The organism is Coraliomargarita algicola (assembly GCF_033878955.1).
Classification (GTDB): domain Bacteria; phylum Verrucomicrobiota; class Verrucomicrobiia; order Opitutales; family Coraliomargaritaceae; genus Thalassobacterium; species Thalassobacterium algicola.
This window is the reverse complement of sequence record NZ_CP138858.1, coordinates 3,119,724-3,136,462: the sequence shown is the minus strand read 5'-3', so window position 1 is coordinate 3,136,462 and position 16,739 is coordinate 3,119,724. Positions and strand designations below refer to the sequence as shown.

Annotated in this window: 12 protein-coding genes; 2 read left to right on the top strand and 10 right to left on the bottom strand. The window is 50.9% G+C overall.

All coding sequences use genetic code 11. The features are described 5' to 3' along the window. The first annotated feature begins 115 nt into the window (after positions 1–115). Positions 116–2,425, top strand: coding sequence for an SF1B family DNA helicase RecD2 (gene recD2 / locus SH580_RS12725; RefSeq protein WP_319831238.1), 2,310 nt, complete (start codon positions 116–118; stop codon positions 2,423–2,425). A 54-nt stretch (positions 2,426–2,479) separates the two neighbouring features. Here the strand turns inward: recD2 and SH580_RS12720 are convergent, their stop codons facing one another. The 5 genes from SH580_RS12720 to SH580_RS12700 form a co-directional block, all read right to left on the bottom strand. Next, positions 2,480–2,938 (bottom strand): PA2169 family four-helix-bundle protein, encoded by a 459-nt coding sequence (locus tag SH580_RS12720; protein WP_319831237.1) that lies wholly within the window; start codon positions 2,936–2,938, stop codon positions 2,480–2,482. A gap of 228 nt (positions 2,939–3,166) precedes the next feature. Then, complete coding sequence (locus SH580_RS12715) at positions 3,167–4,822, bottom strand: AMP-binding protein (protein WP_319831236.1); 1,656 nt, start codon at positions 4,820–4,822, stop codon at positions 3,167–3,169. Continuing rightward, complete coding sequence (locus SH580_RS12710) at positions 4,819–5,577, bottom strand: hypothetical protein (protein WP_319831235.1); 759 nt, start codon at positions 5,575–5,577, stop codon at positions 4,819–4,821. The genes SH580_RS12715 and SH580_RS12710 overlap by 4 nt, the downstream gene beginning before the upstream one ends. A 70-nt stretch (positions 5,578–5,647) precedes the next feature. Further along, on the bottom strand, positions 5,648–6,679 hold the full coding sequence (gene obgE, locus SH580_RS12705) for a GTPase ObgE (protein WP_319831234.1): 1,032 nt from the start codon (positions 6,677–6,679) through the stop codon (positions 5,648–5,650). Between the two features lie 66 nt (positions 6,680–6,745). After that, a complete protein-coding gene (locus SH580_RS12700; protein WP_319831233.1) occupies positions 6,746–8,887 on the bottom strand; it encodes a protein-disulfide reductase DsbD family protein in 2,142 nt (713 codons plus the stop codon). A 158-nt stretch (positions 8,888–9,045) separates the two neighbouring features. Here SH580_RS12700 and SH580_RS12695 point away from each other — a divergent pair, with 158 nt between their 5' ends. Next, positions 9,046–9,711, top strand: a complete 666-nt coding sequence (locus SH580_RS12695; RefSeq protein ID WP_319831232.1) for a glycosyltransferase — start codon at positions 9,046–9,048, stop codon at positions 9,709–9,711. Between the two features lie 219 nt (positions 9,712–9,930). Here the strand turns inward: SH580_RS12695 and SH580_RS12690 are convergent, their stop codons facing one another. From SH580_RS12690 to SH580_RS12670, 5 genes are all read right to left on the bottom strand, one after another. Next, a complete protein-coding gene (locus tag SH580_RS12690; protein ID WP_319831231.1) occupies positions 9,931–12,141 on the bottom strand; it encodes a PAS domain-containing hybrid sensor histidine kinase/response regulator in 2,211 nt (736 codons plus the stop codon). A gap of 31 nt (positions 12,142–12,172) precedes the next feature. Further along, the gene (locus SH580_RS12685) at positions 12,173–12,979 is read right to left on the bottom strand and encodes a cache domain-containing protein (RefSeq protein WP_319831230.1); all 807 of its coding nucleotides are present in this window, start codon (positions 12,977–12,979) and stop codon (positions 12,173–12,175) included. 274 nt (positions 12,980–13,253) lie between these two features. Beyond that, positions 13,254–14,474 carry an alpha-L-fucosidase gene (locus tag SH580_RS12680; protein ID WP_319831229.1) on the bottom strand — a complete coding sequence of 407 codons (1,221 nt, stop codon included), beginning with the start codon at positions 14,472–14,474 and terminating at the stop codon, positions 13,254–13,256. A gap of 54 nt (positions 14,475–14,528) precedes the next feature. Continuing rightward, the gene (locus SH580_RS12675; protein WP_319831228.1) at positions 14,529–16,022 is read right to left on the bottom strand and encodes a GH39 family glycosyl hydrolase; all 1,494 of its coding nucleotides are present in this window, start codon (positions 16,020–16,022) and stop codon (positions 14,529–14,531) included. A 68-nt stretch (positions 16,023–16,090) separates the two neighbouring features. Further along, positions 16,091–16,735: a DUF1559 family PulG-like putative transporter gene (locus tag SH580_RS12670; RefSeq protein WP_319831227.1), complete on the bottom strand. Its 645-nt coding sequence runs from the start codon at positions 16,733–16,735 to the stop codon at positions 16,091–16,093. Positions 16,736–16,739 lie beyond the last annotated feature (4 nt).

Here is a 16,739-nt window from a genome sequence, read left to right as displayed (position 1 = left end):
CTAAGCGCACTCACAGCCGTCACGACAAACTAGGTAAGGCACGCAGGAGCATTTTTTCGTATCGACGCAAGCGAGCAAGTGGCTCTTCATTCATATTGCTGATACACGCGAGCCGATGCCACCTCCCACACAAAACGATCAATCCATTACAGGCGTCCTCGAAAGAATTATTTATTTCAACGAGGAAAACGCTTACTGCGTGGCCGAACTGCAAGTGCCCGACAGTAAACGCCCCGTCACCGTACTCGGCCCCTTGCCCGGAGTGCAATGCGGCGAAACCTTGCAATTGAGCGGGCAGTGGACACGCCATCCGCAACACGGCGATCAATTCAAAATCGCTCAGTTTAAGTCACAATTACCCGCCTCGGTTCACGGCATTCGCAAATACCTAGGCAGTGGGCTCATTCACGGCATCGGCAAATCCTACGCAAAGAAAATTGTCGACCACTTTGGAGCCGACACACTTAAAATTATCAGCGAAGATTCCGGCCGTCTCCACGAAATCCCCGGCATCGGCAAGCAGCGCGCCAAGTCTATCAAACTGGCATGGGATGAACAAAGTGCCGTTCGGGACGTGATGATGTTTCTCCAAACTTACGGCATCACTCCAGCCCAATGCGTGCGACTCGTCAAAAAATATGGCAGCGGAGCCAAGCGTATTTTACAAGACGAGCCCTACCGTCTGGCGGAAGACATCGAACGCATCGGTTTCAAGACTGCTGATAAAATCGCACTCAACCTCGGCTTCCCAACGAATTCCAAAGAGCGCATCGACGCTGGCGTGCTCCACACCATGCGACAACTGGAAGACGAGGGACACACCCTGGGCACCGAAACGATGATCTTAGAGCACGCAACCCAATTGCTGTCGCTAGATCCGAGCTTGATCCAAAGCCGCATTCGTGCACTCGACAAAGCCGCAAGCCTATACGGCATTCAGGCCTACGATCAAAACCAGGATCTGCTCGGGCCCGCATACCAGCTGCCCACAACCGCAGGCGCGGAAAATCGTATCGCTGAAGCCATCGCACGTATCGCTCAAACGCCATCCATCTTACCCACGATTAAGATCGATGCCGCAGTAGAATGGGCACAAGAGCGGGCGGGCTTCCAATTCGCCGAGCAACAAGCCGCAGCCCTACGCAACACATTGGCAGCCAAAGTCTCCATCATTACCGGCGGCCCAGGCACGGGCAAGACGACGATCCTGCGCGCAGTGGTGGAGATCCTAACAGCCAAGCGAGCCCGCATTAGCCTAGCCTCCCCGACAGGCCGCGCCGCTCAACGCCTTGCCGAAGCTTCTGGCGCCGAGGCCAGCACCATTCATCGATTGCTCAAATACGACGGTGCCACCCGCAGTTTTACCTATAACGAAGACAACCCCCTCCCCTGTGACTTTCTCATTCTGGATGAGACCAGCATGCTGGACACACGTCTCGCATCGAGCCTCTTTCAAGCCATTCCCAGTGGCGCTCACCTACTACTGGTAGGCGATGCCGACCAACTACCTTCTGTCGGCGCAGGCAATATACTCGGCGACCTCATGGCCGCCCCCCCCGCTAAAGTGACTCGCCTCAACATCATCTATCGACAGGGCAAAGAAAGCGGAATCGTCACCACTGCGCACGCCATCCTAAAAGGTGAAACCCACCCAGGTATGACTTACCGTAGCCTACGAGATCTGGACGCCGCACGTGACTTTACCTTCATAGAAGCGGAGCAACCAGAGCAATGCGTGAAGGCCATCAAGGACCTCGCCAAAGAATACATACCGAAGACGCACAACATTGATCCCATCAGAGATCTGCAAATTATGTCGCCCATGCACCGCGGCAGCGGCGGTATCACCCTACTCAATACGGAGCTGCAAGACGTGCTCAACCCAAAGAGCAAAGCCGAATCACGCATGCGCTCCGATCCAGACTACGCCCCCGCAACCCAAACCCATTTCCGGGAAAAAACCCACAAACCGCTGCCCGTTGAAATCGAATACGGCAGCCACACCTACCGTATCGGCGACAAAGTCATCCAGACCCGCAATAATTACGATAAAAATGTCTTCAACGGTGATACGGGTATTATCAAATCCATCGCCGCCGACCGCTCTGGACTTACGATCGAGTTCGACACGCAGGTCGAATACACCAAAGGCGAACTCTCTGAAATCCAGCACGCGTACGCCATCTCCATCCACAAGAGTCAGGGCAGTGAATACCCCGTGGTAGTCATCCCTCTGCTCAAACAACACTTCCTCTTACTGCAACGAAACCTAGTATACACAGGCATCACACGCGCGCGCCGCAAAGTCTACATCGTCGGCTCACTCGACGCCTACGCAATGGCGATCAAAAATAACGAGCAGCAAGTCCGACGCACACACTTACAAACACGCTTACGCAAAGCCTGCGAGGAAAGGAGCCAATAAAAAAAGAGCCGCCCATATAGGACGACTCTCTCCATTGCGATCAGCTGAATTCGCTTATGCGGCTCGCGCCTTCGCTTGCAGGCGCTCAGTGGCTTGCTGGATGCTAGTTTTCAGACCATTGATCACGCGAACAGTCTCCCCGTCCATGACATCCACATCATCAAACGTGTCGTCAATATAATCGAGCAACTTCTGCTCGCCTCGAACTGCTTCATCGATTACAGACTCAGTGTTGTCACTGGAGGTAAACATGTCCTTCACACTAATCAGTGCTCTGTGCACGCTTCCTTCCAATGAGCCACGCGATTGCTCTTCTTCACCGATACATTCGAGACGGGAATTAATCGCATTCACATGTGCACGGCGAGCGCTTTCAATTTCGCGAAAGCATAGTGCTAAATTTGCATCCTCATTTTGCACGCGCTCAGCTGCTTTTTCGTAACCTTTCACCGAATCGTTGGCATGAATGACTAAACGTTCGAGTTCTCTTTTCAGTGTGCTTTTTGTGCTCATAATAATTTCCTTTAGTTAACGTTCTTAGTTGAATTAAGGACTTTACTACTATGCCAACCGCATGCCAATCCGATGCCAGAAAACACCATACCACCACACAAACCACTGACCAACAGCAATTAAATAATATAACAAAGAATACGAAGAGCTCTAAAGCATGAGCCAATCATGCCGTATGCAATACCCACTGCAGCTATATAATGCAAAATTCAGGACAGTCGAATCGGCCTAATCAGCTTTCTGCTGAGCCAGCAAACTAATTGCTTTGAGATCCAGTTTTCCCGTCACCAGTGTTGGAATAAACTCGACCTGCTTCAGCTCTTTAGGAATCCATAAATTCGATAGTCCAGCAGCGCTCAACTTTAGGCGAACGTCATCCAAATCTAGTTCCAACTCTTCAGAGGCAATTAAAACCAAAGCCTCCCCCTTGGCATCGTCGGGTCGCCCCGCGATCGCCAACATCGGCACTTCGCATTCCAATAAATCATACGCCTCGACCAGCACTTCCTCAATGGTACCATGCGGAACCATTTCTCCAGCAATTTTCGAGAAACGTGAAAGTCGCCCTTCGATATACAAAAAGCCGTCCTGATCAAATCGAGCGAGGTCGCCGGTCAGAAACCAATCCCCGTCCTTAACTTCTGCCGTACGCTGCGGATCTTCCAAATAACCGCCAAACACATTAGCCCCACGCAAGGACAACAAGCCTACGGAACTAGTATCCATCGGCTCCATCGTATCCGGATTTAGAATACGCGCCGCGTGCCCAGGCAATAAACGCCCGACTGATCCACAGCGACTGCCCTCCTGAGAATTTCCGAAATACTCGACTCCAACGGGAACCGACGGCAAGTTGACGCTCACCACGGGTGAGGTTTCCGTCAGGCCATAGCCTTCTAGGTATAAACCACCAAAGCGAGCTTCCCATGCATCGGCAAAGCCAGCCGGCGTCTTCTCCGCACCGGCAACCACATATCTGAGGGTAGCCAATTTCTGCGGGTCCACCCGCTTGAGATACGGCTTCAAAAATGTCGGGGTCGCGATCAAGATCGTCGCTGTCTCCGCCTCGATTGCATCCGCGATTTTTTTAGTTTCCAACGGACTGGGCAATGTCACGACACCACAGCCACGCAGCAGTGGATACCAGAGCGTCACCGTAAAACCGAAGCTATGAAAGATAGGCAAGCTTGCGATGATCTTTTCAGTAGTCGGCAATAGTCCCGACGCATCGATTTGAGCACAATTCCCTAAAACGTTACGGTGCGTGAGCACGACACCTTTTGGGTCCCCAGAGCTGCCACTGGTAAAAAGTAGTCCAGCCTCACGCTCCCCGCCCTTAGCTGGAATCTTAAGTAACTTCGCCAGTATTTTGGCAGGACATAGATAAACAGAACTGAGCAGCGCCAGTGTTTTTGCCTTTGGCAGGCCTTTCAGTTCATCGACTAAATCTACCACACCCGTTTCCGGCCAAGGAAACAATGGCATCTTGATCTGCACCTGCTTCGTCGTGAGCAAGCAATCGACATCTGCCTGACGCATACAAGCCTCAGCACTCGCCGCTCCGAGCGTGAAGTTCAAATTGACCGGCACCTTGCCTGCAAAGACGACGGCGAGATTCGCAATATAGCCACCCAGACCTGGTGGAAATACGATGCCGACTCGCGGTTTTGAAGTCCACGCCGCGATGCGACGCGACAAAACATAGGAAACTGCGAGCAGAAACCCGCTCTTCATAGAACGCCGCTGCAGCGTGCGATCCACGATCAGCTCGCGACTCGGATGACGCGCCAAGGCAATAAAGCTCTCGTATGCTAAATGGCTCTCAAGTTTAGGCTGCTGATTAAACGCGGCCTCATCAATATCGACTATTTTTCTAAAACTCATCTCACAAAATACGAACTCGGACTCACATTGAGCTTACGATTGAGCGACTCATCATACATTTCCCCTGCCTCGCAACTCAAGACGACTTCCATATTGCTCAAGTATTTAGTTTTCGATGCACGCGTATGAGTAATTTTTCCGGCTGAATTCTGAATCACTACAATATAGCCGCTGTATTCGTAGCCGTATTCGTAATTGTAGTTAGAGCTGCTGCTGTCATACTCGTAAAGGCGGAGGCGAAAGGGATCCGTCTCTAGCACGACTTTACCTCGATCTGGAAAATCAGCCTTCACCGTCGTCGCCGACACGATTAATTTCTGCCCTTCATTATGCCGATCATCGGCGACTACGACGACGCGAACCGTGTTCCCCTTAAAAGCATCCAACTCAGCGTTCTCAATCACCACTTCAGGAAAATACGATTTCGTCTCATCATCGATGGAATACCAGTTATCGTAGTGATTACTTTGCGACTTACGGTTCATTTTTGCACTCACTGTAATTCGCGAATCCTCCTTGAGTAGCTGCTTCTCCGCCTGAATCGCAGCCCACCATTTACGGATAAATTTCTGGTCGTTTTGCGAAAAAGCAGTCACCCGAGCATCTATTTGTCTACCCGAACGAAGCTCAATCGTGACGATGCTTCCGGACTCTTTCAGCTCCACTAGCTTCGCATCTACACTGTCACCAAAATCACTAGTAAAAGTACGGAATTCAGCGCCAGCAGGAAATACGACAAATGCGAGAAGGATCAAAAGAGATAAGTAGCGATTTGCCATGTTCTAAACAAGAACCTAACAAGCCGTTAGCTCAACTCTTTTCGTCTCACTCACTATTCTCGTCTTCTTCCTCTTCTTCAAGGGCACGCAACTTGAGCACCTCCGCCAACATAGCCTGCTTTAAGTCTTCAAAACCTTCGTCAGAAACACAGGAGATCGGGTAGACCTTTTCCTTCACCTTCTTCTGAAATAGCTTCAAATTCTCCGCCGCATTGGGCTCATCCATTTTATTGGCACAAATCAATTCTGGCTTACGCGCCAGTCCGGGCATGTAGAGCTTCAGTTCGTTAATTAAGACCTTGTAGTCGCCCAAAGGATCGCGGCCGTCCGTGCCTTCCATGTCGAGCATAATGATCAACACTTTACAGCGTTCCACATGCTTAAGAAAGCGATGCCCCAAGCCCCGATTCTCACTGGCACCTTCAATCAAGCCTGGAATATCCGCCACCGTGATACGCTCATATTGCTCTGGATACTCCAGCACGCCAACAGTTGGGAAAATAGTCGTAAAAGGATAGGCGCCGGTCTTCGGATGCGCATTGGTAATCATGTTGAGCAAGGTTGACTTGCCCGCATTGGGAAAACCGATCAGGCCGACGTCGGCAATCGTCTTTATAATGAGACGAAAATCGCCCTCTTCAGCAGGCTTGCCCAATGTGAACTGACGCGGGGCTTGATTCGTCGAAGACTTAAACTGGGCATTCCCCTTACCACCTTCGCCACCTTCCAACAGTAAGACGCGCTCACCGTGCTCCATCACTTCAGCAATGGGATCACCCGAATCACGATCGACCACCACCGTGCCCACAGGAAGCTTTAAAATCAAGTCGGCCCCATTGGCACCGTGCTGATCACGCCCGCGACCAGGCTCGCCATTCTTGGCTTTCCAGCCTGGTTTGAAGTGAAAATCTGTAAGATCTGCCACATTGGTATCGCCCTCAATATAGACGTCGCCGCCGCGACCACCGTCGCCACCGTCGGGGCCTCCCTTGGGCTCATACTTTGCACGGCGGAAGCTGAAACAGCCATCGCCTCCTTTACCCGCCTTGAAATTAACTTTGACCTCGTCGTAAAACATGCACCTTTTTCAGCAGAGTATCCGCACTTTGCAAATCTATTAACTGAGTCCTCATGGCTAATACGACTACAGCGCCTGCTCCACTGCATCGCGCACGACGCCATTCGTCAGACTCTGGGGCAGCACAGTGACCTCTCCATCCGGAGAATACAGCAAATACAGCGGCACTCCAGAGCGCCCAAAGCTCTCTAGCGCATCTGTAATCGCAGGATCATAGCGCGTCCAATCCGCCTCCAAGGCGACGATCCCCTCCGCTTCAAATAGGGCCGCAGTGGCATCCGTGCGCAGGGCCACCTTCTTATTGACCTGGCAAATCAAACACCAGCTGGCAGTGAAATCCACAAACACAGGTTTCCCCTCAGCCAGCAGCGCATCCACTTTCTCTGCCGACCATGGGCCCCACTGCCCCGAGGCATCCGCTGCTGCTGTATTTTCACCATAGCTCGCGTAGGCGGCCTTCGTTGCGGGGATCCCCCAAGCAAGCGAGCCAAACACCAACGCCAGCGCCAGCAGCTTCGAAATCCACTGCGCACGCTTCGAACGAAAAGCAGCCCCCCAGCGGCCAAAAATCCAAGCCGCCACGCCACAGGCCAACATGATAACCAGCAATATAAAGATGGCATCCACTCCGCCTTGCCGCCCCGCGACTAAAGCGAGAAACAACACTGCCGCCATCAACAAAAAGCCCATGCCTTGCTTAAAAGACTCCATCCAAAGACCTGGCTTAGGCAAAAAGGCCACCAGTTTAGGGAAAACCGAAAGTAGCAAAAACGGCGATGCCAGCCCTAAGCCCATAGTGCCAAAAATCAATAAGCCTGTGCCCATGCTCGCCTGCACGGCCAGCCCACTCACGCCCGCGACCAAGGGCCCCATGCAAGGCGCCCCCACCACAGCGGCCAAAATCCCCATGCCAAAGGAGCCATACACATCGTTGCGCTTCGCCACATTCGCATCCGCACCCACCAGTTTGCCACCGAGCTCAAAGACTCCCATCAAATTCAGACCAAACAAAAAGAAGACGGCCGCGAGGAAGACTACGAAGCCCGGACTCTGCAGCTGAAAGCCCCAACCGATACGCTCACCCACCGCTCGCAAAGCAAATAAGACCCCAGCCAACACCAAGAAGCTCAGCACCACACCAATCGTATAAGCCAGACCATGTCGCAAGGCATCCGCACGCGTCTGTCCCGCGTGCTTGAGCAGAGAAAACACTTTGAGTGACAGCACCGGCAAGACGCAGGGCATAATATTCAAAATCAGCCCCCCAAGAAAGGACAAGGCCAAGAAGCCTGGCAGCCCCAGCGCCAACAAGCGCTGCTCGAAACCAAGCGCTCCCGACGAATCCGCCTCCGCAAGGTCCACCACCTGCTGAGTTGCAGGAGCCCCCGTAGGCGCTTGCTCGGAAATCGTAGCCGCAATCTGCCATGAGCCCGCACTCGACTGCAAGATCCCACGCATCACCTCTGGCTGCGCATCAAAGAAAGGCACATCCAAGGGCAAGCGAAGTTCGGCACGATTGGCCGCGGGATAGCTCAAAGTTTGCAGGCCACTCGGGTCAATTTGCCCCTCGGTTTGCGCATAAAAATAAAGATCCTCTGGAATTTCACTCCCTTCCAGAGATAATACCAATTGCTCCTCAGCAAGATGAGCCGTGACCGCCCACGGCGCGACTGGCTGCGCCTGTAGATCACGCGCAGCTGCAAAAGCGGCACTTTCTGCGCTCGGCACCGCCTGCTCGGCGACCAACAACTCGATGGCCACCTGCGCATCGCCCGGCAAACAGGCCTCCTTACAAATCAACCAAAAGAGCTCCGCCTGCAACGTCAGGCGCTCGCCCAACTGTAAGCCCTCAGCAGCCTGCATCGAAACAATCAGCACCGCCTCATCCTCGTAACCGTAATTTACCATATCCGCCATCGAAATGCGCTCTGGTACAGGCCATTGAATCTCCCCAGCCTCAATGCCCTCCGGCAGTGTCCAATCAATTGTCGTCGCCAAACCACTGGCACCTGGATTTTCCCAATAAATATGCCAGTGCGGCTCGATCTTAAAACGCAGTGCCAGATCGAAAGACTCACCGGGCACGATGGTGTCCGTTTCCGAGATCAGCTCTACCGTGGTGTGCTCCGCCTCCACCGGCGCCGCATGCGCGCTCGAGAACATCCAGATAAAAAGAGAAAAGCAAAGTCGCAGTATGTTTTGTGACATAATAAGATGGATAGCGGGACGCCTGATTTATTCCAGAACAAGTGCACATTTACAATCTGTAAGGAATGTGCCCCCGCACCGATTCTGTTAGACAACTCAAGCTCAGGTCCTCCATTTACACCCTCAAGCCTGGCTGACTGGCTCCACCAAGACTCATCATGCGCCCCGAATATTCCATCATTATTCCCGCCTACAACGAAGCGGCCGAACTACCAGCCACGCTCACAGCCATCCGCAAAGCCATGCAGGCCACAGCGATCGCGGGCGAATGCATCGTCGTAGACAACAACTCCAGCGACGAGACCCACCGCGTAGCCCTCGCCCATGGCGCCGACCGAGTCGTATACGAGCCGATCAACCAAATCGCACGCGCTCGCAACGCAGGGGCCGCCCAAAGCCGGGGCCAAATGCTCATCTTTATCGACGCCGACACACGGATCGCCCCACCGCTACTCACAGAAGCCCTACGCAGACTAGAAACCTCCCCCTGTGTCGGTGGTGGCTCCACCATAAAATTCGAAGGCGAAGTCAGCCGCATTGGCCGCTTCGGCATAGCACTGTGGGAACGCATTTCAAAACTCACCCGCACAGCCGCAGGCAGTTTTCTCTTCTGCCGCCGTGATGCATTCGACGCCGTAGGCGGCTATGATCAAAGCCTCTACGCCAGCGAAGAAGTCCGTTTCTCACGCCAACTTAAGAAATGGGGTAAGGCTCAAGGGCTCCATTTCACCATTCTAAGCCACGCGCCCGCATACACCTCCGCCCGCAAATTGAAATGGTCTCCGGCCCGCAAATTCTCGGCTGGGTCGCACTTATGGTCCTGATGCCACTCGCGGTACGCTCACGCAAACTATGCGGCTTCTGGTATAAACGTCCATAAGCGCTCTCAAGCTTTGCTGGAAATATGCCTCCCAGAACACAACCGCGCCTCTGATAAATCGGGAAAAATCATTTTGCTCGAAAAAATCCACAATCCCCCCCCCCTCCAAAAGGGTTCATCGTCGAGTCGCCACGGGCAGCTGTCGTTCACTATACATAATAAGCTACAGCTGCACATCAATCGCGCGCTCAATCGCCTGCGACAATTCTGGCAAGCGCGCGGGCTTGGAAACGTAATCATCCATTCCCGCAGCTAAGCATTTATCGCGGTCGTCCTCGAAAGCGAATGCAGTGGCTGCGATGACCCAGACCCGATGCTCGGCGTACACGCCCTCAGCTTCACGCTTACGAATCAATTCAGTCGCTTCGTAGCCATCCATGTCAGGCATATTGCAGTCCATCAGAATGACATCAAAGACACTTTTCTCCATGCGCTTAAACAGTTCCTCAGCACTCTCAACCGCGACCACATCCAGCCCCATCGTACGAAACTGAAGCCCCATCACCATCCGATTGGTCTCGTTATCATCCACTAAAATGAGGCGTAAAACACGCCCATTGAGTCGCTTGCTCAAGCGCGCACGAATCTCCTCAGCTGAGTTTAATTTTTTACTGGCATTCACCACGCCCCGGACTAGCTGCTCATTTAACACGCTATGCAGCTCACGCTGTGAAATCGGCTTGGTCAGATAAGCATCAATCCCGGCAAAAGAACGCTCCTCTTGATCAATCACCACCTGCGACGAACTCAACATCACCAATTTTGTCTTTTGCCCCGAGCGACTTCCCTTCAAACGACGAGCCAGCTCTAGGCCATCAACTTCAGGCATTAAATAGTCCAAGACCAGCAAATCATAGTCCGGCTGATTCACATACTCCAAATAAGCATTATTGGGATCCTCAAAAGTTTTAACAATAAAGCCCAAATTCGAAAGCTGCCCCTGAATCACTAACAGATTGGTCAAATTATCATCCACCACTAAGGCACGCTTACCAACAAAGGAGTTCCGCTCCAAAATCGTACTGTAATTGTGCACATTCTTAAAATCGGGCGAGAAGGGAATATCGATCGAGAACTTCGTGCCCACATCCAACTCGCTTTCCACCCGAAGCGTGCCATTCATCATCTCAACCAACTGCGTCGTAATCGCTAAGCCCAAGCCAGTGCCACCAAATTTGCGAGTGGTGCTGGCATCTGCCTGAATGAAAGGCTGAAAAATCTTCTTCTGCGACTCCTCATCCATACCAATCCCTGTGTCCGAGACAACAAAATGCACCATGATCACATCGTCAGAAACCCGGCTCGAATGTGCCGAAAGCACAATCTCCCCACCATCCGAAGTAAACTTAACCGCATTCCCCACCAGGTTGGATAAAATCTGAGTCACTCGGTGCGCATCTCCCCACAGTGCATAATCGATCGTAGGGGCCGTCTGATTGATCAGCTCTACACCATGCGCCTCCGCGTCCGCAGCAAAGAGCGTTAGCGTATTATCAATCGATTCTCTTAAATCAAACGACTCCTCCTCCAGAGCTAATGCCCCGGCCTCGATCTTGGAGAAATCAAGAATATCATTAATCACGATCATCAAGGTATCCGCACTGCGCACCAAGGTCTCGACTAGCTTGCGCTGTTCCATGCTAATGTCATCCGTCAGCAATAAATTCGCCAAGCCGATCACACCATTCATCGGCGTCCGGATCTCATGGCTCATATTTGCCAGAAACTGTGACTTCATCTTGACCAGAGCTTCCGCGTGCTCACGAGCTTCCAATAAAGCCCCCTCGACCTCCTTCTGCTCACTGATATCCACCACCACCAACAAATAGCCACTCACCTCATCATTCGCATCGCGGATCACCGACACCGCTGCGATCACTGGAATCTTGCTACCATCCTTGCGGGTAAAAATCCACTCCCGCACATCGCGTCCAGCTTCTAACGACGCAGCAGAAAACACCTCAAAATCCGACGCCACCGAGGCACCCGACTCTTCACTCATTTTCTGGGCACGTGCTTCCAGCTCAAAAGGCTCAAAGAAAATCTCAGCGGATTCCTGCCCCACCAAGTCATCCGCTTCCCAACCAGACAACTTTTGCGCAAACTCGTTAAACGAAGTGACCAGCCCCTCAGGATCCGTCGAGATCACAGCCACCTGAGCATTCTCCAAGATATTCGCATTGAGTTGGTTAATTGCGTCCAATTTCGTAATGTAGCGCTCTCGCAGCACAAAATACACGCACACCCCAATCCCCAAAAAGATGAGGAAGACTCCTAGAATTAAGTATTTCGAAACAATCGGCTGAAACATTTCCGCCCAAACTTCGCGATCATAGCGCAAGCCCATCGTCCAATACTGGGTGGCATCCACCACTCCTGGCTTATAATTGGGACTAATTGAATGATCAATAGGTATGCGCCTCCAAAACAGAACACTCTCCTCCCCCTTCACCATACCCGACGACTGTGCCGAACATTTGCTGCCAACAAGCAGGATGCAGCTTTTGCATGCTTAAGTTCGCTCCCTCAGGAAACATAAATCCCCACTCCATCGCAGAGTCCGGATGCACCAACCAATAGCCAGCCTCGTTGACAAGTTCAACATTCGCCTCGGCGTCATTACCCATTAAACGTAAACGCTCCAACAATTGCCGCGCATTAAAATTAAGCACCATCACCCCAAGTCGCCCTCGCTCAGGATCATCAATCGGCAACACAAAACGAATCATCGGCACACGCGGCAACTGCACCTGCCCATTCTCCATATTCAAATCAACTGGAGAAATATAAATCGTACCAGAAGCCACACGCATACCTTCAGTAAAATAGTAGCGGCTCAACTTATTCTGAAGCTTATCGACTGGCACCGCCTGCCCACCAGAATCCACACGAACCTGTTCCTGCCCATTCACATCCAAGTAGCGTAACTGTGCATACTCTTTCTTGTGCAGCGAAAGATTTCTCAAATCCTGCAAAAAACGCAATCGCTTCGCATCCGCTGGATCTTCAATATAATCGCGCAAAGAACGTGAATGACTGACCACCAACAAGTCTTCAACCACGCCCCCCAAATAAGTACGCACCAACTCATCCGCAAACAAAAGCACGTCCCCATTCTCACTTAACAACTGATCCACGTTCTTCTGTCGTTCAGCCCGATAAAAACTAAACACAATAAAGCACGCAATCAACACCACTACGACAACGCCCAAAGACTTTAATTTAAGAAAATGATTCAGTGACGTGTTTCTTTTAACCTCCATAGCTAGATAACTAATCAGGCTTACGTTGCACCTAAATCAGCTAACCTAACATGGACAAAAACCCCGGCCTGTAAAGCCTAAGCGCACCCGGGCCAAGATCATTTCAGACTAATTTTAGCGGTTCCCCGGGTGCTCGGCTTCATTTCTTCACCATCCCATTCAATGATCAGGTGCTCCCCTGCAGTAAACAAAAGATCCACCGTTTTTGAATTTAGAGTGACGATCACTCGGGAATCCAATACGAAGTTTGAGCGAGAATTTCCTCTGGTTTTCCATCTAGTTCGAGCTCAATGGTGATCCCAATCGCATCAGGCAAAGGCACAGGAAGCTGCCTAATAAACAGTCGCTCACCAACTTGCTCAAACTCAACAGGTTCACCTGTGCTTAAATATTTAGCAAAAAGCACTCGATTCTTAATCTCAGAGTAACAGAGTTCCTCACCTGGACTAAAAAGGACGTTCAGATACACTTTATTTCCCCTCGCCGTCACTTTACCCCAATTGACCCATGAAAATGGCGTGCGATCGGAACCATAAATCGCATCACCATTTACTGATAGCCAACGTCCGGACTCTCGTAGTATTTCTATCGTCGCGTCAGGCAAGCTCCCATCTGCTTTGGGACCGACATTCAAAAGCAAATTACCACCTTTCGCTGCCGTATCACATAACATACGAATGACTTCTTTCGGGCGCTTCCAACAATCGTCCCCCCCGTGATAGCCCCAATGCCCATTCAAGGTCATACAAGCTTCCCACATCACATCCTCCTTGGGCGCTTTAATCGCTTGCTCACAAATTTTGACATGCCCGGGCTCACCATTACGTAAATTAATGAGAAGATCCGGCTGCAATTGCAGCATCTGCTCATTCACCTCACTGAGCTGTAAGTCCTCAGGCGCACAACCATCATACCAGAGATAATCGATCTTGCCATAGTTCGTCATCAATTCAGCCAGCTGACAACGGTAATAGTCGATAAACCGACTCCTAGACTCTGGCGACTTCCAATCACTTTCATCGGGCCAGTCCCGAAAAAAGTATCCTGGGTAATCCTCTTGATACCACGCCGCAGGCGAATAATAAAGCCCCACTTTAAGGCCAACCTTACGGAAGGCCTCAACAAATGGAGCCACCAGATCACGTTCCGGTCCCATCTTTGCTGCATTGAAATCGCTAGTCTTCGTATCCCATAACGCAAAGCCGTCATGGTGGCGCGTAGTCAACACGGCATACTTCATACCCGCCTCTTTCGCTAACTGTGCCCAGGATTCAGGATCATAATTCTCCGCTTTAAACTGGTCAACATAACGATCTGTGTATTCCGCCTTCGGAATACGTTCTCGATTGGCAAACCACTCGCCGCGTGCAGCAACGGAATAGGCTCCCCAGTGAATAAACATCCCATATCGGGAATCTTTAAACCATTGATGTTGATGTTCCATAGTCTCTGTATGTTGATTCATTATTGCTAAATCGTTTCCGCGACTCCCATAATCTTACTGCGAATCAACCATGCCTCCAAATTCATCAAACACAGATCGATCCGTCAAAATAAGTGGATAGTCTGGCAAGGGAATACGACAACGAAGGCCAACATCTTTTCGACCAGGAACAAATGGCGACAAAAGTGGAGCCACATCGTAAATTCTTCCAGTCATAATGTCGGCCAATACAGGTTCATCGAATTTTAAATTGCTGTCACACCAGAACACTAGATCGATTTCTTCCGCAGGACGCTTTTGCTGTGGATCTTCAGTCAACCAAAGTGCGACCAGAGGCACTCCTTTACGAGTGAAGCTTGCAGACATCGGGCCCCCCATACGTCCACAAAGAGATGGCCGTGCTGGGTTCGGCTCTAAAAACTGACAATAAAGTTCCTCCACATGACTGTCACTATCGAAGAGGGTGCAAACCCGTTGCATAGCTTCGAATGAATATTTCGGTTCGTAACTGTCACCATGAACGAGCCCCATCATAACTGGCTTGCGCTCTTTCCCATCAGATTGACGATAAGGACGCGCCATCAAATCCACGGCATGAAAATAGAGTGCCATGTCATAATCATTTTTCAAGTCACATAAAATACGCCGGACGACCCACTTCGCCTGCACCACCTGATCGGTATCATAGAGCCCCAACCAGTCATCGTTGTGCCCTTCGGTCTGGGATGGACAGCCATTTTCTCCCTGCCAGATTTCGATGTCCTTCCCGTCCGAATACTTATCGAGAAGACGCCGAATCACCGCATGCATATTCAACATGTTATCCTCAGGAACCAGTTGGTAAGGATGGAATGAAAAGGCATCAATATGCTTGGCGATACCACACTGAAGAATTGCTTCGAGGAAATGCGAATCCAGTTTTGACATAGCACCTCCAATGATCCTTGCGCTGGGGTGTCCACTACGCACAGCTTTTGCGCTGATGCGTACCAGCTCCGCATAGGCAGTGGGATCGGGCTCTTTAGGATACCAAAACTGAGAGATGTTTGGTTCATTCCAAACTTCCCAACTGCGCACACGCCCCTTGAAAGTTTCCGCTAAGGCGGTGAGGTAATTGCGCCAAGCTTGGGTCGCTTCTTCTCCATAATAGAGAGGAACGTAACCGACTGCTGATTCGTGCTCAGCATCCGTGCAGTATAGAGTATTGCCAAAACTAAGTGAGAATAGGGGCTCAACTCCGACTTCGATCAATTGATCCACAATCTCCTCCAACCATGTAAAGTCATAAACTCCCTTCGATGTTTCACATCGAGACCAGCCCGTCTGAACACGCGCGAATTTCGCCCCCAATTTTGCCAAATGTGGATAAACTTTTTCAGGGTCGAACATCTGCCGATCCAAAGTTTCAAAGCCAACTCCGATTCGAGATTTAACTATATCCTTCGAATCTCGAATAGGAATATCGCCGAGATAACGCAATCCGTATTCAGATAGATTAATTAACTGCTCAGATTGTAAAGCAGTGAGATCATTTTGTTTATTTTTCATAAATATGTACGCAATTATAGACAATTGCTATCAACAGTAACTGATGATGCATCGCGCTTATCAGTAGTTCACGGAGCCTCATCCAGTGGCGTCTTCTCAACACGACCATCAAAATACAGAGTATGCCGAAATGTACCATGGACAGGTTCTGGCGCCAGTGTTCCCCAACCAGACGAAACGATTGGCGACTGAGCATCCAACTCAGTCAACACCGCAGTCTGAGCCAATCCGTCCCCCTCCGCAATATCGTAAAGCGTCATAGGAGGCGCGGTCACTTTAGCACCCGGATAACCAAAAGGATCCTTACCGGCACTTGTCTTCACATGAATATACTGTATGCCCGCACCCTCCAAGCCTTGCGTTGCATCTGCCCATGCGGGACAAACAAATACATCAAGCGAATCCCCATCTTCAGCTTGGCCTCGATCTAAATATGGAGCGATATAATAAGGTAATCGTTTCGTCCCCACAATGTTTCCTCCCGCCAAGTAAAGTGGCCCTGGCAAAGTTTGATTATGCTCCATTGCATACATATTTATCGCCAGTCCAATTTGGCGCATATTACTGAGACAACCAACAGCTTTGGCCTGATTACGCACCTTTGATAGCGCTGGAATCAATATCGCCAGAAGAATAGTAATCACCGCAACCACACTGAGTAACTCAATTAAAGAAAACCCCATTTTCTGCTTTGCCCGAATATATATCTTCATGATA

Coding starts and splice junctions, on each gene's coding strand:
- obgE (WP_319831234.1), bottom strand. CDS start 6,679: ATGTTTTACGACGAGGTCAAAGTTAATTTCAAGGCGGGTAAAGGAGGC.
- SH580_RS12700 (WP_319831233.1), bottom strand. CDS start 8,887: ATGTCACAAAACATACTGCGACTTTGCTTTTCTCTTTTTATCTGGATG.
- recD2 (WP_319831238.1), top strand. CDS start 116: ATGCCACCTCCCACACAAAACGATCAATCCATTACAGGCGTCCTCGAA.
- SH580_RS12680 (WP_319831229.1), bottom strand. CDS start 14,474: ATGGAACATCAACATCAATGGTTTAAAGATTCCCGATATGGGATGTTT.
- SH580_RS12720 (WP_319831237.1), bottom strand. CDS start 2,938: ATGAGCACAAAAAGCACACTGAAAAGAGAACTCGAACGTTTAGTCATT.
- SH580_RS12715 (WP_319831236.1), bottom strand. CDS start 4,822: ATGAGTTTTAGAAAAATAGTCGATATTGATGAGGCCGCGTTTAATCAG.
- SH580_RS12670 (WP_319831227.1), bottom strand. CDS start 16,735: ATGAAGATATATATTCGGGCAAAGCAGAAAATGGGGTTTTCTTTAATT.
- SH580_RS12675 (WP_319831228.1), bottom strand. CDS start 16,022: ATGAAAAATAAACAAAATGATCTCACTGCTTTACAATCTGAGCAGTTA.
- SH580_RS12695 (WP_319831232.1), top strand. CDS start 9,046: ATGCGCCCCGAATATTCCATCATTATTCCCGCCTACAACGAAGCGGCC.